This is a genomic window from Streptomyces liangshanensis (assembly GCF_011694815.1).
Taxonomy (GTDB): Bacteria; Actinomycetota; Actinomycetes; order Streptomycetales; family Streptomycetaceae; genus Streptomyces; species Streptomyces liangshanensis.
In genome coordinates, this window is record NZ_CP050177.1 from 995229 (window position 1) to 1022111 (window position 26883).

The 26883-nt window shown below is 72.7% G+C and carries 18 protein-coding genes and 2 pseudogenes; 7 read left to right on the top strand and 13 right to left on the bottom strand.

Translation table 11 applies throughout. From position 1 onward, the window contains the following. The first annotated feature begins 116 nt into the window (after window positions 1–116). Window positions 117–2483, top strand: coding sequence for a Tex family protein (locus HA039_RS04390; RefSeq protein WP_167024039.1), 2367 nt, complete (start codon window positions 117–119; stop codon window positions 2481–2483). 242 nt (window positions 2484–2725) lie between these two features. On the opposite strand, the gene HA039_RS04395 is transcribed toward HA039_RS04390, so the two are convergent. Next, complete coding sequence (locus HA039_RS04395; RefSeq protein WP_167024042.1) at window positions 2726–3364, bottom strand: ATP-binding protein; 639 nt, start codon at window positions 3362–3364, stop codon at window positions 2726–2728. Window positions 3365–3437: 73 nt separating this feature from the next. On the opposite strand from HA039_RS04395, the gene HA039_RS04400 reads away from it, so the two are divergent. Beyond that, on the top strand, window positions 3438–4418 hold the full coding sequence (locus tag HA039_RS04400) for a MerR family transcriptional regulator (RefSeq protein WP_167024045.1): 981 nt from the start codon (window positions 3438–3440) through the stop codon (window positions 4416–4418). Window positions 4419–4747: 329 nt separating this feature from the next. Here HA039_RS04400 and HA039_RS04405 read toward each other — a convergent pair whose 3' ends face one another. After that, entirely contained in the window at window positions 4748–6412 is a 1665-nt protein-coding gene (locus HA039_RS04405) for a glycosyltransferase (protein WP_167024048.1), read from the bottom strand. A 174-nt stretch (window positions 6413–6586) separates the two neighbouring features. Beyond that, window positions 6587–8224: an ABC-F family ATP-binding cassette domain-containing protein gene (locus tag HA039_RS04410; protein ID WP_167024050.1), complete on the bottom strand. Its 1638-nt coding sequence runs from the start codon at window positions 8222–8224 to the stop codon at window positions 6587–6589. 91 nt (window positions 8225–8315) lie between these two features. Here HA039_RS04410 and HA039_RS04415 point away from each other — a divergent pair, with 91 nt between their 5' ends. Continuing rightward, the gene (locus HA039_RS04415; protein ID WP_167024053.1) at window positions 8316–9317 is read left to right on the top strand and encodes an NAD(P)/FAD-dependent oxidoreductase; all 1002 of its coding nucleotides are present in this window, start codon (window positions 8316–8318) and stop codon (window positions 9315–9317) included. On the opposite strand, the gene HA039_RS04420 is transcribed toward HA039_RS04415, so the two are convergent. Then, window positions 9286–10569: a M14 family metallopeptidase gene (locus HA039_RS04420; RefSeq protein WP_167024057.1), complete on the bottom strand. Its 1284-nt coding sequence runs from the start codon at window positions 10567–10569 to the stop codon at window positions 9286–9288. The two genes, HA039_RS04415 and HA039_RS04420, sit on opposite strands and share 32 nt — an antisense overlap. Beyond that, complete coding sequence (locus HA039_RS04425; RefSeq protein WP_167024060.1) at window positions 10569–12563, bottom strand: Xaa-Pro dipeptidyl-peptidase; 1995 nt, start codon at window positions 12561–12563, stop codon at window positions 10569–10571. Before HA039_RS04425 ends, HA039_RS04420 begins: the two co-directional genes overlap by 1 nt. A gap of 176 nt (window positions 12564–12739) precedes the next feature. On the opposite strand from HA039_RS04425, the gene HA039_RS04430 reads away from it, so the two are divergent. Together HA039_RS04430 and HA039_RS04435 are read left to right on the top strand one after the other, a co-directional pair. Next, window positions 12740–14254: a M1 family metallopeptidase gene (locus HA039_RS04430; RefSeq protein WP_167036195.1), complete on the top strand. Its 1515-nt coding sequence runs from the start codon at window positions 12740–12742 to the stop codon at window positions 14252–14254. A gap of 134 nt (window positions 14255–14388) precedes the next feature. Continuing rightward, window positions 14389–15429, top strand: coding sequence for a LacI family DNA-binding transcriptional regulator (locus HA039_RS04435; protein ID WP_167036197.1), 1041 nt, complete (start codon window positions 14389–14391; stop codon window positions 15427–15429). Between the two features lie 48 nt (window positions 15430–15477). Here the strand turns inward: HA039_RS04435 and HA039_RS04440 are convergent. From HA039_RS04440 to HA039_RS04465, 6 genes and pseudogenes are all read right to left on the bottom strand, one after another. Next, a pseudogene (locus HA039_RS04440) lies at window positions 15478–17727 on the bottom strand (glycosyl hydrolase); the annotation flags it as partial. Window positions 17728–17893: 166 nt separating this feature from the next. Beyond that, window positions 17894–18373 (bottom strand): macro domain-containing protein, encoded by a 480-nt coding sequence (locus HA039_RS04445; RefSeq protein ID WP_167024066.1) that lies wholly within the window; start codon window positions 18371–18373, stop codon window positions 17894–17896. 44 nt (window positions 18374–18417) lie between these two features. Further along, window positions 18418–20631 (bottom strand): 3-hydroxyacyl-CoA dehydrogenase NAD-binding domain-containing protein, encoded by a 2214-nt coding sequence (locus tag HA039_RS04450; RefSeq protein ID WP_167024069.1) that lies wholly within the window; start codon window positions 20629–20631, stop codon window positions 18418–18420. 101 nt (window positions 20632–20732) lie between these two features. Then, window positions 20733–21947 carry an acetyl-CoA C-acetyltransferase gene (locus tag HA039_RS04455; RefSeq protein ID WP_167024072.1) on the bottom strand — a complete coding sequence of 405 codons (1215 nt, stop codon included), beginning with the start codon at window positions 21945–21947 and terminating at the stop codon, window positions 20733–20735. 94 nt (window positions 21948–22041) lie between these two features. After that, a complete protein-coding gene (locus tag HA039_RS04460) occupies window positions 22042–23193 on the bottom strand; it encodes a CaiB/BaiF CoA transferase family protein (protein WP_167024075.1) in 1152 nt (383 codons plus the stop codon). Window positions 23194–23445: 252 nt separating this feature from the next. Continuing rightward, window positions 23446–24132 (bottom strand): annotated as a pseudogene (locus HA039_RS04465) (alpha/beta hydrolase). Window positions 24133–24135: 3 nt separating this feature from the next. Here HA039_RS04465 and HA039_RS04470 point away from each other — a divergent pair. Beyond that, the gene (locus tag HA039_RS04470; protein ID WP_167036200.1) at window positions 24136–24708 is read left to right on the top strand and encodes an EF-Tu C-terminal domain-related protein; all 573 of its coding nucleotides are present in this window, start codon (window positions 24136–24138) and stop codon (window positions 24706–24708) included. Here HA039_RS04470 and HA039_RS04475 read toward each other — a convergent pair. After that, window positions 24705–24857, bottom strand: coding sequence for a hypothetical protein (locus HA039_RS04475; RefSeq protein WP_167024078.1), 153 nt, complete (start codon window positions 24855–24857; stop codon window positions 24705–24707). The two genes, HA039_RS04470 and HA039_RS04475, sit on opposite strands and share 4 nt — an antisense overlap. A gap of 113 nt (window positions 24858–24970) precedes the next feature. Here HA039_RS04475 and HA039_RS04480 point away from each other — a divergent pair, with 113 nt between their 5' ends. Then, window positions 24971–25888 carry an aminoglycoside phosphotransferase family protein gene (locus HA039_RS04480; RefSeq protein WP_167024081.1) on the top strand — a complete coding sequence of 306 codons (918 nt, stop codon included), beginning with the start codon at window positions 24971–24973 and terminating at the stop codon, window positions 25886–25888. 69 nt (window positions 25889–25957) lie between these two features. On the opposite strand, the gene HA039_RS04485 is transcribed toward HA039_RS04480, so the two are convergent. Continuing rightward, a complete protein-coding gene (locus HA039_RS04485) occupies window positions 25958–26836 on the bottom strand; it encodes an aminoglycoside phosphotransferase family protein (protein WP_208298765.1) in 879 nt (292 codons plus the stop codon). Window positions 26837–26883: the final 47 nt, after the last annotated feature.

Sequence of the window (26883 nt, forward strand, 5' to 3'; positions counted from 1 at the left end):
CCCGATCCGCTCTCGGGACCGGGCCGGCGGCTGTCCGCACCGCCGGTCGCGCCCTCCGGTGTCACAGCCACCTGCCACAATGCAGGCGGCGGACCACAGAACAGCGGAGCGTGATCGTGACGACGTCCATCGAAGGCAGGATCGCCGAGGAAATCGGCGTACGGGAACGACAGGTGAGGGCGGCCGTCGAGCTGCTCGACGGCGGGTCGACCGTGCCGTTCATCGCTCGCTACCGCAAGGAAGCGACCGAGATGCTCGACGACACGCAGCTGCGCACCCTGGAGGAGCGGCTGCGCTACCTGCGCGAGCTGGAGGAGCGGCGGACGGCGATCCTGGAGTCCGTACGGGACCAGGGGAAGCTGGACGCGGCCCTGGAGGCGCAGATCCGGGGCGCCGACACCAAGGCGCGCCTGGAGGACATCTACCTGCCGTTCAAGCCCAAGCGGCGCACGAAGGCGCAGATCGCCCGGGAGGCCGGGCTCGGGCCGCTGGCCGAGGGCCTGCTGTCCGACCCGTCGGTGGATCCCCTGGCGGCGGCAGCGGCGTTCGTGGACGCCGACAAGGGCGTCGCCGATCCGGCCGCCGCGCTGGAGGGCGCGCGCTCGATCCTCACCGAGCGGTTCTCCGAGAACGCCGACCTGATCGGCGAGGCGCGCGAGCGGATGTGGAGCAAGGGGCGGCTGACCGCGAAGGTGCGGGCGGGCAAGGAGGAGGCGGGCGCGAAGTTCGCCGACTACTTCGACTTCGCCGAGCCGTTCACCGCGCTGCCCTCGCACCGCGTGCTGGCGATGCTCCGGGGCGAGAAGGAGGACGTCCTCGACCTGTCCCTGGAGCCCGAGGAGCCCTCGGACCTGCCGGGGCCGACGCTGTACGAGAGCATGATCGCGCGCCGCTTCGGCATCGCCGACCGGGGGCGCCCCGGTGACAAGTGGCTGGCGGACACGGTGCGGTGGGCGTGGCGCACCCGGATCCTCGTGCACCTCGGGATCGACCTGCGGCTCCGGTTGCGGACGGCCGCCGAGGACGAGGCGGTACGGGTCTTCGCGTCGAACCTGCGCGACCTGCTCCTCGCGGCGCCGGCGGGGACGCGCGCGACGCTGGGCCTGGACCCCGGGTTCCGTACGGGCGTGAAGGTCGCCGTGGTGGACGCGACGGGCAAGGTCGTCGCCATCGACACGATCTACCCCCACGTCCCGGCGAACAAGTGGGACGAGTCCCTGGCGAAGCTCGCGCGGCTCGCGAAGGACCACGCGGTGGACCTGGTCGCCATCGGCAACGGCACGGCGTCCCGCGAGACCGACAAGCTCGCGGGCGAGCTGATCGCGGCGCACCCGGAGCTGAAGCTCACGAAGGTGATGGTCTCGGAGGCGGGCGCCTCCGTGTACTCGGCGTCGGCGTTCGCCTCGCAGGAGCTGCCCGACCTGGACGTGTCGATCCGCGGCGCCGTCTCGATCGCGCGGCGGCTCCAGGACCCGCTGGCCGAGCTGGTGAAGATCGACCCCAAGTCCATCGGCGTCGGCCAGTACCAGCACGACCTGTCCGAGGTGAAGCTGTCCCGCTCGCTCGATACGGTGGTCGAGGACTGTGTGAACGGAGTGGGGGTCGACGTCAACACGGCGTCCACGCCGCTCCTCGCCCGGGTCTCCGGCATCAGCGCGGGCCTCGCGGAGAACATCGTGGCCCACCGCGACGCCCACGGGCCCTTCCGGTCCCGGCGGGCGCTCAAGGACGTGGCCAGGCTCGGCCCGAAGGCGTACGAGCAGTGCGCGGGGTTCCTCCGGATCCGCGACGGGGAGGACCCGCTCGACGCGTCGTCGGTCCACCCGGAGGCGTACCCGGTGGTCCGCGCCATGGTGAAGTCGGCGGGCAGCGGGGTGGCGACGCTCATCGGCAACACGTCGGTGCTGCGGTCGCTGAAGCCGGCGGACTTCGTGAACGACTCGTTCGGGCTGCCGACCGTGACGGACATCCTGCGCGAGCTGGAGAAGCCGGGGCGGGATCCGCGTCCCGCGTTCCGGACGGCGACGTTCAAGGACGGCGTCGAGAAGCTGGCGGACCTGGAGCCGGGCATGATCCTGGAGGGCGTCGTGACGAACGTGGCGGCGTTCGGGGCGTTCGTGGACGTGGGGGTGCATCAGGACGGGCTCGTGCACGTGTCGGCGATGTCGCGGACGTTCGTGAAGGATCCCCGGGACGTGGTGAAGCCGGGGGACGTGGTGCGGGTGAAGGTGCAGGAGGTCGACCTGCCGCGGAAGCGGATCTCGTTGACGCTGCGGCTGGAGGACGAGGCGTCCGGGTCCGCGTCGGGGCCGGGGCGGCCGGAGCGGAAGTCCGCGTCCCCGTCGACACCGCGCCAGCGCGGTGGCCGCTCCAGCACGCCTCCGCCCGCGGCGCGGGGAGGCCGCCAGGGCGGGGCCGCGTCGGCGCCGGCGCCTTCGAACAGTGCGATGGCGGATGCGTTGCGGAGGGCGGGGTTGGGGTAGCGGGGGCGTTGTTCAGGGCTTGGTTTTGGCTCGGGCCCGTTGACCGTGCGGGTCAAAGACGTCCTCAAACGCCGGACGGGCTTGGGTTGTCGTGGTGACGGGGGGCGGGGCCTGCGGAGGCACGTATGTCCGGACTGCATGTTTTACGTCGCGCGCAACCGGTTGTCGGCGGCAACGCCCGTCACGCGACACAAAACACGCTCTACGTCCGGACACACGCACCTCCTCCGACCCCACCCCCCTCACACCGCCGGGGAGCCGCCTCGGCGGTCGGCGATCTCTACGGACAGGTGCGGCCAGGGTGTGACGAGCTGCGACAGCTCGTCCACCAGGGGGCGGGCCACCGCGCGTACGGGGTCGTCCGGGCGGAAGTGGACGGTGGTACCTGTCGTGCCGTCGGCAGCGATCGGTGTCAGGTCCGTCGTGGGGATGCCGGACTCGTAGCGTTGGGTCCAGGCTCCTTCCGCGCGGCGGTTGGTGTGGACGAGCCATTCGCTGAGCGCGGCGACGACGGACATGCCGCGGCGTGGATGGCCGTCGGGAAGCGACTGGGCCTCGGGGTGGTCGAAGAATCGAAGGTCCTTGGACGCCATCACGGGCTTCTTCACGGCTCGGCCGTGGTCGTCGGCGCGGGTGTCAGTGCCTCGGCCGTTGTCCGTGATCGAGACCGATCCGTCGGCGTGGAGGGTGATCACGCAGGCTCCGGCACCCCGCGCCTCCGCCTCGTCGGCCGCGTAGGCGACAACTTCGAGGATGAGGTGCCTCGTACCGCCCGGTGCGAACGTGGGTCGGTCGTCGCGGATACGCGTGAGGTGCGGGGCGTCCACGGTGCTCGTCCAGTCATGCGTCGTGTTGCGCCACGGAGCTGTTGGTCTGTCCATTCGGGAAGTATCCCGGCCACGGCCGTCCTGAACGCTTGAGTCTCCCGTGGGGGGAGACCGCAAGGTGGAGCACATGAACGGTGACGCGCTCTACGCGATCGGTGACCTTGCTCGGCGTACCGGGCTGACGGTGAAGACCATTCGGTTCTACTCCGACGCGGGAATCGTGCCGCCGACCGACCGGAGCCCGGCCGGCTACCGGCTCTACGACATCGACGCCGTCGCACGACTGGACCTCGTACGCACCCTGCGCGACCTCGGGCTCGACCTCTCCGCCATCAGGAAGGTCCTCGACCGGGAGGTCTCCGTCCCGGAGGTGGCCTCGGCGCACGCCGATGCCCTGGACGTGCAGATTCGTACGCTGCGTCTGCGGCGGGCGGTGCTGAGGGCGGTGGCCAAGCGTGGTCCCACACCTGAGGAGTTGAATCTCATGCACAGACTCGCCAAGCTCTCCGACAGCGAACGGCAGCGGCTCGTCAACGACTTCATCGACGACACCTTCGGCGGGCTCGATGCCAGCCCGGAGTTCGTGGCCATGATGCGTGCGGCCATGCCGCAACTCCCGGACGATCCCTCACCCGAACAGGTCGAGGCGTGGGTCGAGCTCGGAGAACTCTGCCAGGACACGGACTTCCGCGCCGCCGTCCGGCGCATGGCCGAGCACCAGGCGGCGGAGCGGGCGGAGGGGGACACGACCGGTCTGCATCACGATCTGACCGCGGCGGTGCGGGAGCGGGTGGAGGGGGCTCTCGCGGCGGGGATCGCGCCTGCGTCCGAGGGGGCGGCGCCCGTGGTGGATGCGCTTGTCGGGCTCTACGCGGAGGCGTTCGGGCGGGCTGATGGTGCCGAGATGCGGGGGTGGTTGGTCACTCGGCTGGAGACGGGTGCGGATCCTAGGGCTGAGCGCTACTGGCAGCTTCTGTCGACCATCAACGGTTGGCCGCCGGCGCCCAGTCTCGCCCCCATCTTCGCCTGGTTCACCACCGCGCTGCGCGCGGCCCACCCGTGTCCTCAAGCGCCGGACGGGCTGGAGGGGGTTGCGCCCGGGCTGTGACCGTTGCGGTGGCCCGGGCCCGTTGCCCGTGCGGGTCAAGGATGTCCTCAAACGCCGGACGGGCTTAAAAACAAGCCCGGGGCGGGCCCCATTGTTTGGACGCGCGCCTGGAAGGGGGGCGGGCAGGGGTCGTGTCCGGAACGTAGAGCGTGTTTTGTGTCGCGTGATGGGGGTTGCCGTTGGCAAGTGGTTGCGCGCGACGTAAAACATGCAGTGCAGGACGCGGCCCCTGGCCGACCCCCGGCGACGAGCCGAGGGTCGGATCCGGGCCGCAGCGGGCACCATCAAGCCCGTCCGGCGATTGAGGACAGTTGGTAAGCCGCGGCCGGTCAGGACAGGGACCACTTGTGGGTGCGGGACGCCCACGTGCGGGCCCTTCGGCGGGCCCCGCGCGGCAAACTCCGCCCCACCCGAAGCGCCACGCGACGCCCCCCGGGGTGGGATGCCGTCGCCGCGAGGGTGCGGCGTACCAGGGTCAGCGGGCGGGCCCCGACACCCCCTGCCGTCAGGCGGAGTTGGGCGTGCGGGCCCGCCCAGCGAGGCGCCACCACCTGGCCGCCCGCCCGCCCCACCGCCACGTGGGGGCGGGAGTGGGACGCCACCCGGGCCCGGCGGCCGACGCCGAGCATCTGGGAGTTCAGCCACACCTCGTGGTGGCCGGGCGCCAGCGGCTCCCCGCCCGACAGCAGCGCCGGGTCGATCAGGGTCTCCCCCTCCATGACCACCTGGTGGCGCCCGTCCCCCAGCGCCCGCAGCGACGGCGTCAGTTCGGCGTCCGGGTACCACCAGTGCCCGGTGGTGGTGTCCTGGAGGAGCAGTTCGCCCGCCGCGTACGCGAAGGGGTCCTCGACCTTCCAGTCCTCCGCGCCCTCGATCCCGCGCAGCAGCTCCGGGTCCAGGTACCAGTCGCCGTCGCGGCGCACGAGGCCGAGGGGTTCGCCGTCGCCGCGCACGTGGTGGACGACGACCCGTACCGCCAGCTTGCCGTCCCGCCACACCGGCGGCTCCACCGCGACCCTGGGCTTGATCCGGCGCGTCCTGGTGGCCAGCTCGACCAGCGAGTCCAGGCGGCCTTCCTCCAGGAGGGCCGCGCGCAGCCCGGTGACGGCCGGCAGGCCCTGCCGGACGCCCGGCGGGTAGCACTCCAGCGCCATGCGGCGGACCACGTCGAAGTACTCGGCCAGGTGCTTGCCCTTGCGCTGGAGGACACGCGGCTCGGTCACCGGCCGCAGCAGCTCCACCCGGTAGGAGCGCCGCAGCAGGTGGTCGCGCAGTTCGCCGGGCTCGGTGCCCTCGTGGATGGCCCGGACGACGGCGCGCAGGTGCCCGTAGTAGTCCGTGGCGGTCGTGGCGCCCCCGCTGTTGTTCCCGCCGTCCTCCCGGCGCACCCACTGGTAGGCCGGGTAGTCCCCGAGGATGGACACCGTCCTGGCCCGTACGTAGGCACGCGCCATGAACAGCTGGTCCTCCAGCCGCACCCGGCCCTCGGGGAACGTGATGCCGTGTTCCCGCAGGAAGGACGTACGGAACATCTTGTGCGGGGTGAGGCTCTCCATCAGCGGGGCGTCCTTGACGGTGCAGCGTTCAACTGTCCGTTTGAAGACGTTGCTCGGTCCCGCCATGGTGCCGAACACCTTGCCCAGCACGATGTCCGACTGGTTGCGCTCCGCGAGCGCGAGAAGGCGTTCGAGGGATTCCGGCGCCAGTTCGTCGTCCTGGTCGACGAACTGCACGTAGGCGCCGCGGGCCAGCGCGACCCCCACGTTGCGGGGTTTGCCGGGCCAGCCGGAGTTCTCCTGGTGGTGCACGCGTACATGGGCGTGCTCGGAGGCGATCCTGTGCAGCCGGTCCGCCGAGTCGTCGGTCGACCCGTCGTTCACGAAGAGGATCTCGTAGCTGTCGGGCGACAGGGTCTGGGTGGTCAGGGACGCGGCACACCGGTCGAGGTGTTCTCCCGCGTTGTACACCGGAACGACAACACTCGCTCTGAGCATCGGACCTCCCTCAGCGATCCGGCCGCCGGGGGGAACCGGCGACCGGGCAGGGCTGTGGCGGGCGTCATGTCATTCCGATGATCGTATCCGCAGGGCGCCGGGTCCGCATGCGGGGCGGATACGGGCCGTACGGGGACGTACGCGCACGTCCCCGTTACATCCCCGTACGTCCGCTCAGGATTCCGTGACCCGGCCCCCCGCCACCGTCAGGCGGCGCGTCGTGCGGACCGCGTTCAGCATGCGGCGGTCGTGGGTGACCAGGAGGAGCGTGCCGTCGTAGGAGTCCATCGCGGATTCGAGCTGCTCGATCGCGGGGAGATCGAGGTGGTTGGTCGGTTCGTCCAGGACGAGGAGGTTCACTCCGCGGCCCTGGAGGAGGGCGAGCGCCGAGCGGGTCCGCTCCCCCGGCGACAGCGTCGTGGCCGGCCGGGACAGGTGGTGCGACTTGAGGCCGAACTTGGCGAGGAGGGTGCGGATCTCCGCCGGTTCCGTGTCGGGGACGGCCGCCCGGAAGGCGTCCAGCAGGGTGTCCTGGCCGTGGAACAGCGCGCGGGCCTGGTCGACCTCGCCGACCACCACACCGGAGCCGAGCGTCGCGTGCCCCGCGTCCAGCGGCAGACGGCCCAACAGCGCGGCCAGGAGCGTGGACTTGCCGGAGCCGTTGACGCCGGTGATGGCGACCCGGTCGCCCCGGTCGACCTGGAGCGTGACGGGCCCGAAGCGGAAGTCGCCGCGGGCGACCTGCGCGGAGTTCAGGGTCGCCACCACGGCGCCCGAGCGGTCCGCGGAGGCGATCTCCATCCGGAGTTCCCACTCCTTGCGGGGTTCCTCGACCACGTCGAGGCGCTCGATCATGCGCTGGGTCTGGCGGGCCTTCGCGGCCTGCTTCTCGGTGGACTCGGTCCGGAGGTTGCGGCCGATCTTGTCGTTGTCCGTGGCCTTGCGCCGGGCGTTCTTGACGCCCTTCTCCATCCACGACCGCTGGGTGTGGGCGCGGGCCTCCAGGGACGACTTCTTGTCCGCGTACTCCTCGAACTCCTCGCGGGCGTGGCGCCGCGCGGTCTCGCGCTCCTCCAGGTACGCCTCGTACCCGCCGCCGAAGAGGGTGATCTTCTGCTGGACGAGGTCGAGTTCGAGCACCTTGGTGACCGTACGGACGAGGAACTCGCGGTCGTGGCTGACCACGACGACACCGGCGCGCAGTCCGGAGACGAAGGATTCGAGACGTTCGAGCCCGTCGAGGTCCAGGTCGTTCGTCGGCTCGTCCAGCAGGAAGACGTCGTAGCGGGAGAGCAGCAGGGACGCGAGGCCGGCCCGGGCGGCCTGGCCGCCGGACAGGGTGGTCATGGGCTGGTCGAGGTCGACGGTGAGGCCGAGGGAGGCGGCGACCTCCTCCGCGCGTTCGTCGAGGTCGGCGCCGCCGAGGGCGAGCCAGGTGTCCAGGCCCGTGGCGTACGCGTCGTCCGCGCCGGGGGCACCGTCCACCAGCGCCTGGGTGGCTTCGTCGAGCGCGGTCTGCGCGGCGGTGACACCGGTGCGGCGGCCCAGGAAGGCCCGTACCGTCTCGCCGCCGCGCCGTTCCGGCTCCTGCGGGAGGTGGCCGACGGCGGCGGTCGGCGGGGAGAGCCTCAGCTCCCCCTCCTCGGGGGTGTCGAGTCCGGCGAGCAGCCGGAGCAGGGTCGACTTCCCGGCGCCGTTGGCACCGACGAGCCCGATCACGTCTCCCGGGGCGACCACGAGGTCGAGTCCGGAGAAGAGCGAGCGGTCGCCGTGTCCCGCGGCGAGGTCCTTGGCTACGAGCGTGGCAGTCATCAGACCGTTGATCCTAACGGGGTGGTACGGGAGGGCGTCCAGGACGGCCACCCGTACCACCCTCCCGGCGGATTTCGGCTACGGTCCCGGCATGAACGGCGATGTGATCGTGGTCGGGGGCGGGGTCATCGGACTGACCACCGCGCTGGTGCTCGCGGAGAACGGCCGCCGGGTCCGGCTGTGGACGCGCGACCCGGTCGCGCGGACCACGTCGGCGGTGGCCGGCGCGCTGTTCTGGCCGTACCGCATCGAGCCCGAGCGGCTCGTGGGCGCGTGGCTGGAGCAGTCGCTGACCCGGTACGAGGAGATGGCGCGGCGGCCGGACGAGACGGGGGTCCGGGTGGTCCCCGGGGTGATGGCGGACACCTCGCCGGACGGCCTCGGGTCCTGGGCGTCCCGGCTCGGGGAGTTGCGCGAGGCCCGCGAGGACGAGCTGCCCGACGGCTACCGGCAGGGGCTGCGGGCGGCCGTTCCGCTGATCGACATGCCGACCCATCTGCGGTACCTGAAGGGGCGGTTGAGGGCGGCGGGCGGCACGGTCGAGGTGCGGACGGCCACGGCGTTGCGCGAACCGGCCGCCGAGGCGCCGGTGGTGGTCAACTGCTCCGGTCTCGGGGCGCGCGAGCTGGCGGCGGACGCGTCCGTGCGGCCGGTGCGCGGGCAGTTGGTGGTGGTGGCGAACCCGGGCATCGACGAGTGGTTCGTCTCCGCCGTCGCGGGCGCCGCGGAGACGACGTACATGCTGCCGCAGCCGTACGGGGTCCTCCTCGGCGGTACGTCGACCGACAACGCCTGGGACCTGAGCGCCCATCCGGCCGACGCGGCGGCGATCGTCGCGCGCTGCGCGCGGATACGCCCCGACCTGGCGGGCGCACGGGTCCTGGAACACCGGGTGGGCCTGCGCCCGGCCCGGCCACGGGTCCGCCTGGAGGCGGTCCCGCTGCCGGGCGGCGGACGGCTGGTGCACAACTACGGCCACGGCGGCGCGGGCGTCACGGTGGCCTGGGGCTGCGCCGAGGACGCGGCACGGCTCGTGGCGGGTCCTGGCCCGGCCGGTCCGGTCAGCACTTCTCCACCGGCTGGGCGGGCGTGAGGTGGTAGGTGGCTCGGGCGTCCAGGAGGAGGGGGACCAGGGCGCGTCGTGACTGGCGGAGGGGGACGAAGGCGCCGGTAGTGGTCGGGGTGAAGTGGACGCCGTGCAGGGTCAGTTCGTCCTTGACGTCGTGGTACTGCGCCGCGTCCAGGCGGTAGCCGCAGGGTGGGTCCTGGAGGATCGCCGCGGGGGGCGCGGGTTCGTTGTCCGCGCCGCCGAGGTAGACGGGGCCGCGGTCGGCGAGGCCGGCGGCCCTGGCGGTGGCCGTGGCGGTCGCGATGCGGGTGCGGCGCCGGTCCGTGAAGTCGAACAGGCCGGTCAGGGCGGTGAGTTGGCTCTGCACCCGGCGGCGGTTGTTCAGCGCGGGGTCGGCCTTCTCGGCGTCGGTCACCGGGTCGGTGCGGCTCTCGATGAGCAGGCCGAGGGCGTGCTTGATCCCGGCCGCGTTGCGCAGGATGCGTTCCTGGCCGTCGCCCGCGGTCTGGCGGATCGGATCGTCGGTGACGGGGTCGGTCCAGATGCCGTACGTACCGATGGAGAAGCCCCCGGCGCGCGCGGCGGGGCGGACGTACGCCTCGGAGAGGGTCTTCGACTCGTCGTGGACCCGGGCGTCGGTGTTGAGGTTGCGCGGCCAGAGGTCGAAGAGGTCCTTGTCGTAGTACGGCGGGGTGGCGCCGTACTCGTGCAGGTCGTAGATCACGTCGGGGCGCCGGTCGCGGATGACGGCGGCCAGCGCGCGGGCCTCGGCGGTCTTCAGCGCGATGTGGTCGCGATTGACGTCGACCCCGTCGGAGTTGCCCCGGGTGTCGGCGGCCCGCCCGTCGGGGTTGGCGGTGGGGACGACGAGCACGGTCGTACGGTCCAGGAAGCGCCGGGTGTCGCGGTCCCGCGTGTAGGCGAGGTCGCGGACCTCGGTGAGGCAGGCCTCGCGGCCCGCCGGTTCGTCGCCGTGCTGGCTGCACACCAACAGGACGGTGGTGGGGGCCCGTTCGGCGCCCACCCGGACGAGCTGGAGCGGGCGGCCCTGCGCGGTCGTCCCGATCGTGGTGAGCGAGGCGCGGTCGCTCCCCCGGTCGACGGCGGCGAGGAAGTCCTGTTCCTCGGCCTGGCCGGTCCAGCGGGCCCCGCCGCCGGTCTCGAACGGGGTGCGGGGCGGGGTGTGGGCGGCCTGGGCCGGGACGGTCGCGGTCAGGGGCATGACCAGGGCGGCCGCGGTGGCGGCGAGGGCGAGGGTACGGAAGCCGGGGACCATCAGGAGCGCTCTCCGGGGATCGGGGGTGTACGGCGGAGCTCGGCCACGCCGTCGGGGCGGGACCGGCCGGGGGCGAGGTCCGTGGGGGCCGCGCCGGTCGTGGCCCGGGTGAACGCCCGCGCGCCGCCGACGAGCGGGAGGTGCGCGGAGGTGCGGGCCAGGTCGAGGGTGAGGGTGGGCGTGGTGGACGGCGGGTCGATGAGGCCGCGGTCCGTACCGGCAACGATCAGGGCGAGCCGGTGGCCGGCCGGTACGACGTGATCGGTCGCGGCGAGGTCGACGGTGAGGGTGTACCGCTTGCCGGGGGTGAGGGGGCGGCCGTGGCCGGCCGACGCGTAGGTGCCGAGGTCGGCCCAGCCGCGGCTGAACACCGTGTGGCCGACGTCGGCGGTGCGGGGCGCGGTCTCGCGGTAGCAGGAGCTGTCGGCGGGGGTGCTCGGGCCCCAGCAGGTGCGTGCGGTGAGGGTGGTGATGCCTTCGCCCGGCGCGTTGTAGTCGCGGATCGTGTCGGGGCCGAGGTCCACGAGGACCGCCGAGAGGTGGGCGGTCGCGGTGGACGGGGTGGCGGTGACCGTGACGGTGGAGGAGCCGGAGAGCCGCAGGTCGTGGCTGAGGGGGCGGGTCACGAACCCGGCCTTGGCGGGGGTGTCCAGGTCGATGTCCCGCGCCCAGTCGTCCTCGTCCAGGGCGGGGTCGTCGGTGAACGCCGCGGTCGCGCCGGGCCGCGCGGGGGCGCGGCCGAGGGTGCCGGCCCCGGCGGACGGGCCCGGGGCGGGGCGCAGGGTCGTGGTGTCCGTGGTGCGGGGCGGCCACACCCGGTCGGTGGTCCACTGTCCGGGGGCGCGCTCGATGTCCGCCATGGGCGCGCGCTCGACGCCGTTGTCGTAACCGAGCAGGTAGTGGTCGAACCACCGGTGGAGGGTGTCGACCCACTCGGTGCGGCGGAAGTCGAACGGGTCGACGTGGCCGGTCTGGGAGAGCCAGATCTTGCGCTCGACGCCCGCGTCGCCGAGGGCGTCCCACCACTGGCCGAGGTGCTTCGTACGGACGTTGAGGTCCTGCATGCCGTGGACGGCGAAGACGCTGGCGGTGACGCGGTCGGCGTGCTTGACGTAGTCGCGCTCGTCCCACAGCGGGGTGAGGTCGCCGGTACGGGGGGCCTCGTCCACCAGGCGTTGCTGGACGGCCTGGCAGCGGGTGCGGGCCTCGGGGCTCTCCACGTAGTCGGAGAGCCATTCGGGGCCGGAGTCGTAGAGGGGGGCGCCCTGTTGGAAGTAGTAGTCGTACCACGAGCTGATGGCGCTGATCGGGACGATGGTCTCCAGGCCGCGGACGCCGGTGGCGGCGACGCCGTTGGCGATCGTGCCGTCGTAGCTCTTCCCGATCATGCCGGTCCTGCCGTTGGTCCAGCCGGCCGTGACGCGGGTGGTGCCGGTGCGGGTGGCGTAGGCGCGGGCGCGGCCGTTCAGCCAGTCCACGACGGCTTTGGCGGACTGGATGTCGGAGCGCCCGCCGACGTCGACGCAGCCGTCGGAGCGGTTGGTGCCGGCGAGGTCGACGGCGACGAAGGCGTAGCCGCGCGGGACGAAGTAGTTGTCGTAGTGGAGGGGGAAGGAGAGGGGGTTGCCCTCGGCGTCGTACGTCTTGCGCTGGCTCTCGTTGCCGCGTCCGCAGCAGGAGTAGTACGGGCTGGCGTCCATGATCACGGGGACCTCGCGGCCCTGCCGGGCCGGTTCCGCGGGCCGGACGATGTCGACCGCGACGCGGTCGGACACGCCGTCGGCGTCGCCGTCGAGCCCGGTGTCCACCCAGACGGACTCGCGGACGGCGTCCGCGTAGGAGTGGACGGGCTGACTCACCTTCACCGCGTCGTGGGCCGGGCGTGGTGCGCCCTGGGCCCCGGCCGGGGTGAGCAGGACCCCCAGCAGCGCGGCGGAGGCAGCCGCGACCAGTGTTCTGTACGACCAGCGGGCTCCCCGCGCACGGATCTCCATGGGGCTGCAAGGTACCCGGGTCAACTCCCGTGCGACAGGGGGCAGTCGGGGGGTGAAGGGATGTGCCGTGTCCGTCGGATGGCAATCGTGTGACGGAGGGAGCCATGAGCATGACCACGCGGGAGGCGCTGCCTACAGTCGGAGGGATCTTCGACCCCCACACCTTGGAGCTCTTCGTGCACCGCAGACTCATCGTCCCCGGCGTCCTGGCGGCCTCCCTCCTGCTGGCCGTCCCCGCGTCGGCCGCGGACTTCGCCCCGGGCGCGCCGGGCATCGGCGACGCCTACTACCCGGCCAGTGGCAACGGCGGGTACGACGTGTCCCACTACGACCTCCGGCTCACCTACCAGCCCGCCACGGACCTGCTCCAGGGCACGGCGACCCTGCTCACCACCGCGACGCAGAACCTCTCCCGGTTCAACCTCGACTTCGGCTTGTCAGTCGACGAGGTGCTGGTGAACGGAAAGAAGGCGGCGTTCGCGAAGAGCGGGAGCCAGGAGCTGGAGATCACCCCGGCGACCCCGCTGAAGCAGGGCCAGTCGGCCACGGTGGTCGTACGGTACGCGGGCAAGCCCTCGTCGTTCTCGGTCGACGGCTACACCGCGTGGCAGCGCACCCCGGACGGCGGGGTCGCGGCGCAGGAGCCGGATTCCGCGGCGTGGTGGTTCCCGTCCAACGACCACCCGCTCGACAAGGCGACGTTCGACGTGTCGGTGTCGGTGCCGGACGGTACCCAGGCGATCAGCAACGGGGTGCTCCAGTCGCAGACGTCGAAGCTGGGCTGGACCCGCTACAGCTGGCGCTCGAACAAGCCGCAGGCGACGTACCTGACCACCCTCGCGGTCGGCAGGTTCGACATCACGACGGACACGACGGCGAACGGGCTGCCGATCGTCAACGCGTACAGCAAGGACCTGGGCGACAACGCGGGCGCGGCGCGGGCGAGTGTGGAGCGCACCGGTGAGGTCGTGGACTGGTTGAGCGGTGTGTTCGGCCCGTACCCCTTCAACGCGGTGGGCGGGTACGTGCCCAACGTGCCCAGCGGGTTCGCCCTGGAGACGCAGACCCGGGTCTTCTACAGCCCGCGGCAGTTCGCGCGCGGCTCGAACGTCTCGGTCGTCGTGCACGAGCTGGCACACCAGTGGTACGGGGACAGTGTGTCGGTCAAGGGCTGGAAGGACATCTGGCTCAACGAGGGCTTCGCCAGCTACAGCCAGTGGCTGTGGTCGGAGAAGGAGGGCGAGGGTACGGCGCAGGAGCTGGCCGACTACGTGTACGCGGTGCACCCGGCCGACGACCCGTTCTGGACGGTGAAGCCGGGCGACCCGGGGCCGGAGAACCAGTTCGCGGGCGCGGTGTACGACCGGGGCGCGCTGGCGCTCCAGGCGCTGCGGAACCGGATCGGTGACGAGGACTTCTTCGCGATCCTCAAGGGCTGGCCGGCGGAGCGGGCGTACGGGAACGCGTCGGTGGCGGACTTCGTGGCGTACGCCGAGCGGGTGTCCGGCGAGCGGCTCGGCCCGCTGTTCGACACGTGGCTGTTCCAGCCGTCGAAGCCGGCGGCGGGATCGGCGCCCGCGTCCGCCGCGTCCGCCTCCGCCTCCGCGCGGGATGCCGGGGCCGCCGCCGTCCCCGTCCCTCCCAAGTCCTGGAAGCGGATCGCCGCGACCCACTCGGTCCACGGCGGCTGACGCCCGTCACTCCTCCCCGCCCCCGCCACCCGCGGGGGCGGGGAGAAAGCGCTCTCACGCGCGGGCGGGCCGGATACCCTGGCGTCGTACGACGGCGGGTCGAACCCGCCATGTCCGCCGACGAGGAGCACGCCTTGCCCGAGTCGCTCGCAGGCGCCCGGCCCACCCTGGAAGCCGTCGCCGCCCGAGCCGGTGTCTCGCGGGCCACGGCCTCGCGGGTGGTCAACGGGGGCGCGGGCGTACGCCCGCCCCTCGTGGAGAAGGTGACCAGGGCCGTCGAGGAGCTGGGTTACGTACCGAACCACGCGGCGCGCACCCTGGTCACCCGGCGGACCGGCGCGGTCGCGGTGATCATCGCCGAGCCGGAGATCCGGATCTTCTCCGACCCCTTCTTCTCCCAGCAGATCCGCGGCATCAGCAAGGAACTGACCGCGCACGACACGCAGTTGGTGCTGCTCCTGCTGGAAGGTCCGGGCGACTACGACCGGATCGCGCGCTATCTGGCGGGCGGGCACGTGGACGGCGCGCTCGCCTTCTCGCTGCACACCGACGACCCGATCCCCGCGATCACCCGGCGCGCCGGGATCCCGGCGGTGTACGGCGGCCGGCCCAACTGGAGTGAGCCCGCCGAGCACCGGACCGTGCCGTACGTCGACGCCGACAACCGCGGGGGCGCGCGGGCCGCCGTGCGGTACCTGGAGGACCTGGGGCGGCGGCGGATCGCGCACATCGCGGGGCCGCGGGACCAGACGTCGGCCACCGACCGCCTCGACGGCTACCGGGACGTGCTGCCCGACGCCGATCCGGCGCTGATCGCCGAGGGCGCGTTCACGGCGGCGAGCGGGGAGCGGGCGATGGCGGAGCTGCTGGAGCGGTGCCCGGACCTGGACGCGGTGTTCGCGGCCAACGACCTGATGGCGTCGGGCGCGCTGCGGGTGCTCAAGGAGCGTGGGCGGGCGGTGCCCGGGGACGTGGCGCTGGTGGGTTTCGACGACATGGACGCGATCGCGGAGGGCACGGACCCGCCGCTGACCACCGTCCGGCAGGACATCGAGGGCCAGGGCCGGCTGATGGCGCGGCTGCTGCTGCGCGGCCTGGACCACGAGCGGGCGGGGGCCCCGGCGCCGGATCCGGTGATCACCGCGACGACGCTGGTACGGCGGGCCTCGGCCTAGACATCGGCCGGGACCCGCCGTCGGGGGGGGGTGAACTCCTGCCTACCTGCTGGCCGTCGAGCGGGCCGGGACCGTCAGGGTGGCCCCGTCCGAGAAGGTGACGGTCCTGGCCACCGACTCGAAGTTGTGCGCCGCGTAGGTCCGTACCCCGCCCTTCGAGAAGACGGCGGACGTCGGGATCGATCCGGTGACCGTGAGGTCCGGGGCGCCCACCGCGGCCAGGGTGTTGATCCAGTGGTACGTGTGCGCCCTGGACTCGCCCGCCTCGGGGCCGTACCCGGCGTTGCCCGCGTCCCACTTGGTCTTCGCGGTGGCGGGGGTGGAGAGCGCCTCGAACTCCCAGAGGATGTCGCGCCATTCGACGGCCGGGCCGCCGTTCTCCCGTTGCAGCTCGGCGAGGTTGCGGGTGATCGCGTCCTTCCTGCGGGCCAGGTGGAGCGAACCGCCCGTCACCGGGAGGACGTTGATGCCGTGGATCTCCTCGGGGTTGGCGGTCCACCAGGTGGAGTACGCGCCGCCGCTGCCCCACACCATGCCGACGGTGTCGTGCCCGAAGGAGCCGGGGAAGACCTGCTGGTCGGCGTCGAACCAGTACTGGGCGATCGCCTCCGACTCGGTGGCGAGGAGGTAACTGCCCAGGTCACGCAGCTCGTTGTTGCCGGTGGCCGAGCCCCACAGCACCAGCGCGGCGCTGAGGTTGGTGGACTCCGACGACGACTCCTGGTTGTTGCCCGCGGCGAAGCCCTGGTGGCCGGAGGCCCAGCTGTGGCCCGCGTACACGTCGAAGCCGCGCAGGAACGGGAAGTCGGCGTCCGTACGGCTCGGGTTGGCCGCGTCCCGTACCAGCGCCCTGACCATGCCGCCCCAGGCCGGGTCGGCGGCCCACTGCTGGTCGTACTGCGCGACGATCGCCGCCGCGTACACGTAGTAGCTGTAGTGGAAGTGGTGGTCGTTGAGCTCGGTGTCGCTGCCGTACGACGCCGGGTAGCCGATCAGCGTCTTCCACGTCCGGTCGTACGAGAACTCGCTCGCGCCGCCGGCCGTGAACCACTCCTGGAGCCTGCCCTTGAGCAGCCCGAGGAGCTTGTCACGGGTGGCGGTCTCGCCGATCTGGTCGGCCATGGGGACCAGTTGGGCGAGCTTGCCGAGCGCCTTGCCCGTCCAGTACGTGTCCCGCGCGCCGGAGAACGGGTCGGCCGCGTTCGCCACCTCGTCCAGGTAGCCCTTGAGGCGGGCCCGGTCGACGCCGGTCGAACGCGGCAGGGTGGGCAGCACCCCGGAGCCCTGCTGGCTCGTGGTGAACGAGGCGCCTTCCCTGACCTTCATCGTGCCGCGCGGCGAGACGTAGGTGTACGGCGTCAGCGCGTCGGTGGTGTGCAGCCACTGGTGGCGGTAGAGGGCCTGGAGCGTGCCCGTCTCGGTGCCTTCCTGCGGCGCGGTGGTGAGGCTGTAGGTGGCCCTGACCGTGCCGCCCGTGTTGCTCCACGTCACCTTGGAGCCGGTGACGAAGCTGTACGCGTACTTCCGGTACGTGGCCAGGGCGTCGGTGGAGGGCAGGACGGCGACCGAGAAGTAGTCCTTGGTGCCGAGGCCGGCCGTGACGGTGGAACCGGAGACCGTCCAGTCGGCGCCGGTCGGCGCGAACAGCGCGTAGTGGTGGCCCGCGACGGTGATGCCGAGGACGTTGCCCTGGTCGGCGAAGACGGCGGGGGCCGCGGCGGTGGTGATCCGGGCGTCGCCGCCGGTGCCCTTCGCGTATACGAACGGCAGGCCGTGGCCGATGGTGGCGCGCAGGGTGCGGGCGCCGTCGGACCAGTAGGGCGTGACCGTCCAGTCGGACCAGGCGTCGGCCTTGGTGTCGGCGGAGTTGAGCCCGGTCAGCCCGAGGGTGAGGTCGCGTTTGTGCGCGTACTCGTACTGCCGGCCGTCGCCGCTGACGGTCGGCGTGGTCGGGTACCCGACCTCCAGTCCGCCGGCCACCGCCTGGTACGTGAGCGGATGACCGTACATCGGGGTGGACCAGGGGTTGTCGGCGTAGCGCTGGAAGGCCAGCGAGGACCACCAGTCGTTGGTGGGCAGCGGCTTGTTCCGCGCGGCCGTGGTCACCTTGGGCGTGACCGGGGTCCCGGTGCCGGTGGTGGGACCGGAGGTCCCCGCGGGGCGCGCGTCGGAGTAACTGCCGGATCCGACGGGGATGGTGGCCGCCGCCGCGGGCGTGGCCGCGGGGACCAGGCCGACGGCGGCGAGCGCGGTGACGACCACGAGCGCGGAGACGGGCCGGGCACGGGAGAAGGACATGGGACGGCACCTCGAAGACGTGGGGGGAAGGGTCGTCGGAGAGCGCTCTCTTGAGTACAAGGAACGTAAAACTCTGGAAACAGGAGTGTCAATACAGCTGACGCACAAGGCCGTTGTGGTTCATGGACGCGCTGGGCCATGGACATGCCCGCCCCGGCGACCGGGCTCAGGCATCGAGGTCGTACACCGTCACGGGTATCCCCTCCGCCACCAGGCGCGCCGTCACGAGCGGCTCGATCCTGGACCACTTCCCGCCCGCCAGCCCGCAGCCGATGCGCGGCATGTGGACGGAGGCGCCCCGCTCCGCCGCGCGGGCGGCCACCGCCCCCAGGGCCGTGTCGACGGCTTCGTAGCGCACCGGCACCCCCTTGCTGCCCGTCCGCATCCCTCGCTGGCCGATCATGTTCGCCACCTCGACGTACGGCCCCACCGGGACGAACTGCACCGCGCCCAGGCCGAAGTCGTTCCGGGCGCGGTCGCGGTGCCAGCGGCGGTACTCCCTCTCCGGCTCGGGCCAGCGGCGGGACACCGCGACGACGAAGCCCTTCCCCCAGCCGCCCAGGTCGTTGCAGACGTGCGCGATCAGCTTGAGGCCCTTGCCCTGGGGCGTGGTCGCGTCCCCTCGTACATACGTGATCCCCGACATGTCACCACCGTACGAGGCACCACTGACACCGCTGCCCGTCCGTGCTAGCCGTCCGTGAACGTCTCCCCGTTCGCCGCCTTGTCCACCAGCAGGGCGGGCGGGGTGAAGCGGTCGCCGTAGCGGTCCGCCAACTCCCGGGCCCTGGCGGCGAATCCGGCCGGGCCGCCCTCGTACCCGTTGATGTACTGGAGCACCCCGCCCGTCCAGGCCGGGAAGCCGATGCCCATGATCGAGCCGATGTTGGCGTCGGCCACGGACGTCAGGACGTTCTCCTCCAGGCAGCGGACGGCGTCCAGTGCCTCGGAGAACAGCATCCGCTCCTGGAGATCGGCGAACGGGATGTCGGAGGAGGGTGAGGTGCCGGCGGGCGGGGTGTCGGCGGGCGGGCGGGCGAAGTGCTCGCTCAGGCCCGGCCAGAGGCGGGTACGGGTGCCGTCCTCGGCGTACTCGTAGAAGCCGGCGCCTCCCCCGCGTCCCGTCCGGCCGAACTCGTCGACCATCCGGTCGATCACCGCGTCCGCGGGATGGCCGGTCCACGTACCGCCCGCCTCCTCCACCGCGCGCCGCGACTCCTCGCGGATGCGGCGGGCCAGGGTCAGGGTCAGCTCGTCCATCAGGGAGAGCACCTTGGCCGGGTAGCCGGCCTGCGCGGCCGCCTGCTCGATCGACGCGGGCGCGATGCCCTCACCGACCAGGGCGACACCCTCGTTGAGGAACTGACCGATCACCCGCGAGGTGAAGAAGCCCCGCGCGTCGTTGACGACGATGGGGGTCTTCTTGATCCGGCGGACCAGGTCGAACGCCCGGGCCAGGGCCTCGTCGCTCGTCCGGCCGCCCCGGACGATCTCGACCAGGGGCATCTTGTCGACGGGCGAGAAGAAGTGCAGCCCGATGAAGTCGGCGGGGCGCGCGACGCCTTCGGCGAGGGCCGTGATGGGCAGCGTGGAGGTGTTGGAACAGAGCAGCGCGTCGGGCGCGACGATCTCCTGGACCTCTTGGAACACCTTGTGCTTGAGCGCCGAGTCCTCGAAGACCGCCTCGATCACCGTGTCGCAGTCCGCCAGGTCGGCGGGGTCGGCGGTCGGGGTGATGCGGGCGAGCACCCGGTCCCGCTCGGCCTCGGTCGTACGGCCCCGGGCGACCGCCTTCGCGAGGAGCTTCGCGGAGTGCGCCTTGCCGCGTTCCGCCGCGTCCGGGGTGACGTCCTTCAGCAGCACGTCGAGCCCGGCGCGGGCGCACGCGTACGCGATGCCCGCGCCCATCGCGCCGGCGCCGAGGACCGCGACCTTGCGGACCTCGCGCGGCGGGACCCCGCGCGGGCGGCTGCCGCCGGAGTTGACGGTCCTGAGGTCGAAGAAGAACGCCTGGATCATGTTTTTCGCGGTCTGGCCCGTGACCAGCTCGGTGAAGTAACGGGACTCCACGGTCTGCGCGGTCGCGAAGTCGACCTGCGAGCCCTCGACGGCCGCCGCGAGGATGTTGCGCGGGGCGGGGAAGGGGGCGCCGGCGAGCTGCTTGCTCAGACTGGCCGGGAACGCGGGGAGGTTGGCGGCGAACCGCGGGCTGGACGGGGTGCCGCCGGGGATGCGGTAGCCCTTCTCGTCCCACGGCTGGCGGGACTCGGGGTGGGCGTCGATGAACGCGCGCGCCCGGTCGAGCATCTCCTCGCGGGTGGCGGCGACCTCGTGGACGAGACCCTGGTCGAGGGCGGCGCGCGGGGTGTACTGCGTGCCCTGGAGAAGCACCTTGAGCAGGGCGTCCGCGACGCCCAGGAGCCGTACGGTACGGGTCACCCCGCCGCCGCCCGGGAGCAGTCCGAGCGTGACCTCGGGCAGGCCGATCCGGGAGCCCGGCGCGTCGAGCGCGATGCGGTGGTGGCAAGCGAGGGCGATCTCGTAACCGCCGCCCAGGGCCGCGCCGTTGAGGGCGGCGACGACGGGTTTGCCGAGGGTCTCCAGGCGGCGCAGGGCGTCCTTCATGACCAGGCCGCCCTCGAAGATCCGCCGGGCGTCGCCGGGGCCCGCCTTCATCATGTCCTTGAGGTCGCCGCCCGCGAAGAAGGTCTTCTTCGCGGAGGTGAGGATGAAACCGCGGACCTGGTCCTTCTCGGCCTCGGCGCGGTCGGCGGTCGCGACGAGGGAGCGGCGGAAGGCCTCGTTCATGGTGTTGGCGGACTGGCTCGGGTCGTCCAGGACGAGGGTGACCACACCGGTGTTGTCCTGCTCCCAGCGGATGGTGGGGGACGCGGACTCGTTCATGCTGCTGCTCCGTTGCTCCGTAGGGGTCTGGACGGGCCGGACGGAAAGTAGGGGGCGGGGCGATGGGGACGCGGCGGGGCGGAGGGGGCGGGACCGCCGGGTCAGAGGCGTTCCAGCACGGTCGCCACGCCCATGCCGCCGCCGACGCAGAGGGTGACGAGGCCGTACCGCTTGTCCTGGCGTTCCAGTTCGTCGACGAGCGTGCCGACGAGCATCGCGCCGGTCGCGCCGAGGGGGTGGCCGAGGGCGATGGCTCCGCCGTTGACGTTGACCTTGTCGAGGGGGATGCCCATCTCCCCCACGAACCGCAGGACGACCGCCGCGAAGGCCTCGTTGATCTCGACGAGGTCGATGTCGTCGATGGTGAGCCCGGCCTTGGCGAGGGCCTTGCGGCTGGCGGGGGCGGGTCCGGTGAGCATGATGGTCGGCTCGGACCCGGAGACGGCGGCGGAGACGATCCGGGCGCGGGGCGTGAGCCCGTACCGCTCCCCGATCTCCCGGGAGCCGATGGTGACGAGGGCGGCGCCGTCCACGATGCCGGAGGAGTTGCCCGCGTGGTGGACGTGGTCGATCGCCTCGACCCAGTGGTACTTCTGGAGGACGACGGCGTCGAAGCCGCCCGCCTCGCCGATCCCGGCGAACGACGGCTTGAGCGCGGCCAGGGTGTCGGCGGTGGTGCCGGGGCGCAGGTGCTCGTCGTGGTCGAGGACGGTGAGTCCGTTGCGGTCGAGGACCGGTACGACGGAGCGCCGGAAGCGGCCTTCCTTCCAGGCGGTGGCGGCTCGCTCCTGGGAGAGCGCGGCGAATTCGTCCACGTCGCGGCGGGTGAAGCCGCCGAGGGTGGCGATCAGGTCCGCGCCGATGCCCTGCGGGGCGAAGCCGGTGGCCAGGTTGGTCATCGGGTCCATGGCCCACGCGCCGCCGTCGGAGCCCATCGGGACGCGGGACATGGACTCGACGCCGCCGGCGAGGACCAGGTTCTCCCAGCCGGAACGGACCTTGGCGGCGGCGAGGTTGACGGCTTCGAGACCGGAGGCGCAGAAGCGGTTCTCCTGTACGCCCGCGACGGTGTCGGGGAGTCCGGCGGCGACGGCGGCGATGCGGGCGATGTCGGAGCCCTGGTCGCCGAGCGGGCTCACGACGCCGAGCACGATGTCGTCGATCGCGGCGGGGTCGAGGCCGGGGAAGCGGGCGCGCGTCTCGTGGATGAGCCCGACGACGAGGTCGATCGGCTTGGTCCCGTGCAGGGCGCCGTTGGCCTTGCCGCGGCCGCGCGGGGTGCGGATCGCGTCGTACACATACGCTTCGGTACTCACGGCAACTGCCTTTCCGTGGACGGTCACTGGGGCGGGGCGGGCGGGGTTGCGGGGTTGCGGACCGCGGGGGTGCCTGCGGGGCGCGGCGGGCCGTTCAGCGGGTGGGCAGGTCCCAGTCGCGTGCCACCTCGGCGGTGTCGGCGCCGGGCAGCGCGGGCCCCGTGCGGACCGATCCCGGTGTGGCGGAGAAGCGGGGCGCGGGCGCGGGCTGGACGACACCCGCGTGCTCGGTGAAGGTGCCGCGTACCGCGAGGTGCGGATGCGCGGGGGCCTCACGCAGGGTCAGTACGGGTGTGACACACGCGTCCGTCCCCTCGAAGACCCGGGTCCACTCGGCGCGGGTCCGCTCCTTGAAGCGGGCGGCGACGGCGGCGCGCAGCTCGTCCCAGCGTCCGAAGTCCTTGCGGGCCGGGACGTCGTCCTCGATGCCGAGCAGCTCGATGAACCGGTCGTAGAAGCGGGTCTCCAGGGCGCCGACCGCCATGTACGCGCCGTCGGCGGTCTCGTACGACCCGTAGAAGGGGGCGGCGCCGTCCAGCAGGTTGGCTCCGCGCCGGTCCTGCCAGCCGCCGGCGGACATCATGGCGTGGATCATGGTGGTGAGGTGGGCGGTGCCGTCGACCACGGCCGCGTCGACCACCTGGCCCGTACCGTCCGGCGTCCTGGCGTGCTGGAGGGCGGCGAGCAGCCCGATGACGAGGTAGAGGGCGCCGCCCGCGTAGTCGCCGAGGAGGTTGGCGGGCAGGGCGGGCGGCTCGTCGGCCTCGCCGATCATGGAGAGGGCGCCGGAGAGGGCGATGTAGTCGATGTCGTGCCCGGCGCTCTGGGCGAGCGGGCCGTCCTGGCCCCAGCCGGTCATCCGGCCGTACACCAGGCGGGGGTTGCGGGCGAGGCACTCCTCGGGGCCGATGCCGAGGCGCTCGGCGACGCCGGGCCTGTTGCCCTCGATCAGGAGGTCGGCCCGTTCGACGAGGTCGAGGACGCGGGCGGCGCCGTCGGGGGTCTTGAGGTCGATGAGGACGGAGCGCTTGTTGCGGTTGGTGAGGTCGGCGGCGGGGTCGATGCCGAGGCCGGTGCCGCCGGGACGGTCGACCCGTACGACATCGGCGCCGAGGTCGGCGAGCGTCATGGCGGCGAACGGTCCGGGACCGATGCCGGCCAGCTCGACCACGCGTACCCCGGCCAGCGGACCGATCCCGGGCGCGGCCCTGTGGACGCTGTGATCCCTGTGGTCCGTGCGGTCCATGTGGCTCTCCTCAGCACTGGGGCACAGCCGCTGGAACAGCCGTGATGGTAGGAACGGGTCTCGCGACGCCCGAGCCTCCCGGCCCGAGCAAGCGCTTAGCCTTCCCGATAGTACGAGGGGTACGCCACCGATCCGGCCCCCGCCTCCCGGTCGGCGCGGTTCCAGCCATGATCCACCGCCGGGAAGCGCCCCCGACACGCCGTCAGCAGTCCTGCCGCGCGCCGAACGATTCCGCGGGGACGCGCCCGGCGCTCACTGCACTACGTCGAGCAACTCCAGAACCAGCTCAGCGACCGCCTCCGGGCGGCCGACGAACGGGGAGTGCCCGGTCGGCCACTCGCGGACGGAGTCGCAGCGCGCGGCCATGGCGCGTTGGAGCGCGGGCGCGATCGCCCGGTCCGCCGCGCACACGACGACCGTGGACGGGGTGCGCTTCCAGCCCTGGCGCTCCGGGACGCCCCGCCCGCAGCCGGGTGCCTGGGCGCGCAGCAGTGCCACGGCCCGGGCGGCCAGGTGCTGGGGGCAGTCCGCGTACAGCGCGTCAGCGGCCCGGCTGGGTTCGAGGCGTGTGGAACCGTCGTCCTGCGGCTCGATCGCCGACCGCAACTGATCGGACGCACCGCCCAGGCTGGCCGCGCTCTCCCCCGTGTCCGGTACGAAGGCCGCCAGGTAGACCAGCCGCGCGGCTCCGCGCAGACCGGTGATGACGGATCCTCCGTAGGAGCAGACCGGTGATGACGGATCCTCCGTAGGAGTGGCCCAGGACCAGGGGAGGTTCCGCGAACGCGTCGACGGCGGCCTGCACCGCCACGGTGTCGGCGGCCAGCGAGCCCCGGTGGAGTTCGGGGGTCACCACGCCACGCCGGCCGCCCGCAGGCGCTCGGCGGTGGGGGCGAAGTGCTCTGGCCATGCCGTTGGAGGGGGCTGAGTCAGAATCAGGGAATGGACGTACCTGGTGAAACGCCGTTCCTGATGTACGTCGAGGACGTCTTTTGGCGTGACCGGGGCCGGGGGGTGCTGGTGGCCGGGCGGGTCGGGCGGGGGTGGGTTCGTAGGGGGGATGTGGTGGAGCTCGTCGGCTTCGGGGGTCAGGTGGTTGTCACCGTCGTGGAGGTCGAGGACTGTGGTCGGGCCGTCGACGGGGCGGGTGCGGGCATGAACGTGGGTCTGGTGGTACGGGGGGTGGGAGTCGGCGTGGTCGAGCGGGGGCAGGTGCTCGTGGCGCCGGGGTCCGTCCGCCAGTGCACCCGTTTCGCGGCGACCCTCGCCCTGCTGTCCGAGGAGGACGGCGGTGCCGAGGTGCGTACCGGTGCGCGACTCCGCTTCCACATCGGTGCCGCCGTGGTGGCGGGTGAGGTGACGCTCGCCGGGGACATGGACGTGCTGCGTCCGCTCCACGTGGGCGACGTGACTGTCGCTCTCGAACGGCCCGTCGTCCTGGAGAACGGCCTGCCGTTCGCTTTCCGGTACCTCGGGCGGGCGGCCGGTACGGGGGTCGTGACGCTCAGGCGCTAGTTCACGCCGTAGGACAGGAGGGCGACGACGGCTATCGCCGCGATGGTGCCCACCAGCATCAGAACGCCCGCGACGACGGTCACCACGGTGAGGACGCGCGTGACCTTGCTGGGTTCCACCGATCCGGCGCAGATCTGCTCGTTGGTCATCCGCCCAGGTTGCCGGGCGCCGACGCGGTGCGATATCCGTACACATACTCAGGTTGTTTTTCCCCCGGCTCCCTTGCGGCGGTTTCGGTGGCGCGGCCGGTGCGGAGTGCCGAGTGCGGAAGGACGTGTACGTGTACGACCTCGCCGGGCGGCTCCTCGCCGAGCAGTTCCCGCAGTGGGCGGGCCTCCCCCTCACCTTGCTCGATCCGGCCGGTTCCGATCACGTGATCTTTCGCCTCGGCGCCGACATGGCGGTGCGGCTGCCCCGGGGCGACTGGGCGGCCGGGCAGGCCGAGAAGGAGCATCGCTGGCTGCCGCTCCTCGCGCCCGGGCTGCCGCTGGCCCTCCCCGTACCGCTGGGTCTGGGGAAGCCGTCGCCGGAGACCGGGTACCCGTGGAACTGGTCGGTGGCCCGATGGCTGGACGGTACGGTGCCCGACGCCGGCACCCTCGATGGGCCCGGACGCACGCGACTCCGGTCCGTCGCATACCAGTTGGCGGGCTTCCTCACCGCCCTCCACCACCTCCCCCCGGCGAACGCGCTCCTTCCCGGCCCGCACCCCGACCTCGTCGGCGAGTCCCTCCACGCGCGTGACGCGGGGACCCGCTCGGCCATCGCCGCCACCGCGGACGTCTTCGACGCCCCCGCCATGACCGCCGCGTGGGACGCGGCCCTCGGCGCCCCGCCGTGGTCCGGTCAACCGCTCTGGTTCCACGGTGACTTCCACACCGGGAACCTGCTCGCCGGACCGGACGGCCGCCTGAGCGCGGTCATCGACTTCGGCGGCCTCGGCCTGGGCGACCCGGCCTGCGACCTCACGATCGCCTACACCCTTCTGGGCGCCGACGCGCGAGCGGCGTTCCGTACCGCGCGGGCCACCGACGACGCCACCTGGGCCCGCGGCCTCGGCTGGGCGCTCTCCACCGGGCTCAACGCGTACACGACCTACGCCGCGACCCACCCCCTGGTGGCCGCCCGGACCACCCGGCAGGTCACCCAGGCGCTGACCGAGTTCCGCCGCACGGCGTGACAGCCGCCGTCGGCCGACGAACGGCCGGGCGGCGGACGGCCGGGCGGTGTGTCGGGTCAGGGTGCCGTTTCAGGTCGCGGTGCCGAGGATCTCTCCGATGACGTACCGGGCGTTGGCCGAGATGATCGGGTTGGTGGTCCGGTAGTAGGGCAGTTGGATGACCGCCATGGACAGCGCCCAGCCCCGGCTGCGGGCCCAGGTCGCGTCGTCGGCGTCCACGGCGTCGCGGTACGCCGCGCGCGCCAAGGCGGGCAGCAGGTTCCAGGCCGGGATGAGGTCGGTGGCCGGTTCCCCCATGCCCAGGGTGCCGAAGTCGATGACGGCGGCGACCCGGTCACCGGCCAGCAGCAGGTTGCCCGGCATCAGGTCGCAGTGGGTCCAGCAGGCCGGGCCGGTCCACGGGGGCGCGCTCAGTGCCTCCTCCCAGGCCGCGGTGATCGCGTCGGCGTCGAAGGGTTCGTCGGTACGGCGCAGGGCCTCGATCGCCTGGCGCGTCTCCCGGTCCTCGGTGATCAGCGGCCCGCCGCGGTGGGCGGGCGGGCCGCAGGGGAGGTCGATCCCGCGCAGGGCGACGGCGAACCCGGCGAGGTCACGGGCCACGCGCTCGGAAACGTCGCCCTCGACCGGGGTGCGCCCCCCGATCCACCGGTGCACCGACCAGGCCAGCGGGTAGCCCTCGCCGGGGGCGCCGGTCGCCACCACCTCGGGGACCGGCAGCGGCAGCAGCGGGGCCAGCCGGGGCAGGAGCGCCGCCTCCCTGGCGACGGCCTCGGCGCCGCCGGGGCGCAGCGGGAGCCGGACGGTCAGGTCCTCGCCGAGCCGGTAGATCGCGTTGACCGTTCCCCCGGAGGCGAGCCGGGTGACCGGCAGGTCGGCCCACCGGGGGAACTGGGCCCGTAGCAGCCTCCGGACCAGCGCGGCATCGGTCTCCGCCTCGTCGGCGTGCATCTTCCCCATGTGCCCCTCGGCCCTCTCGATCGCTGCCGGGATCGTGG

Coding starts and splice junctions, on each gene's coding strand:
- HA039_RS04475 (WP_167024078.1), bottom strand. CDS start 24,857: ATGACCAACGAGCAGATCTGCGCCGGATCGGTGGAACCCAGCAAGGTC.
- HA039_RS04415 (WP_167024053.1), top strand. CDS start 8,316: ATGAACGGCGATGTGATCGTGGTCGGGGGCGGGGTCATCGGACTGACC.
- HA039_RS04445 (WP_167024066.1), bottom strand. CDS start 18,373: ATGTCGGGGATCACGTATGTACGAGGGGACGCGACCACGCCCCAGGGC.
- HA039_RS04395 (WP_167024042.1), bottom strand. CDS start 3,364: ATGGACAGACCAACAGCTCCGTGGCGCAACACGACGCATGACTGGACG.
- HA039_RS04485 (WP_208298765.1), bottom strand. CDS start 26,836: ATGCACGCCGACGAGGCGGAGACCGATGCCGCGCTGGTCCGGAGGCTG.
- HA039_RS04410 (WP_167024050.1), bottom strand. CDS start 8,224: ATGACTGCCACGCTCGTAGCCAAGGACCTCGCCGCGGGACACGGCGAC.
- HA039_RS04425 (WP_167024060.1), bottom strand. CDS start 12,563: ATGGAGATCCGTGCGCGGGGAGCCCGCTGGTCGTACAGAACACTGGTC.
- HA039_RS04420 (WP_167024057.1), bottom strand. CDS start 10,569: ATGGTCCCCGGCTTCCGTACCCTCGCCCTCGCCGCCACCGCGGCCGCC.
- HA039_RS04405 (WP_167024048.1), bottom strand. CDS start 6,412: ATGCTCAGAGCGAGTGTTGTCGTTCCGGTGTACAACGCGGGAGAACAC.
- HA039_RS04460 (WP_167024075.1), bottom strand. CDS start 23,193: ATGGACCGCACGGACCACAGGGATCACAGCGTCCACAGGGCCGCGCCC.
- HA039_RS04470 (WP_167036200.1), top strand. CDS start 24,136: ATGGACGTACCTGGTGAAACGCCGTTCCTGATGTACGTCGAGGACGTC.
- HA039_RS04400 (WP_167024045.1), top strand. CDS start 3,438: ATGAACGGTGACGCGCTCTACGCGATCGGTGACCTTGCTCGGCGTACC.
- HA039_RS04450 (WP_167024069.1), bottom strand. CDS start 20,631: ATGAACGAGTCCGCGTCCCCCACCATCCGCTGGGAGCAGGACAACACC.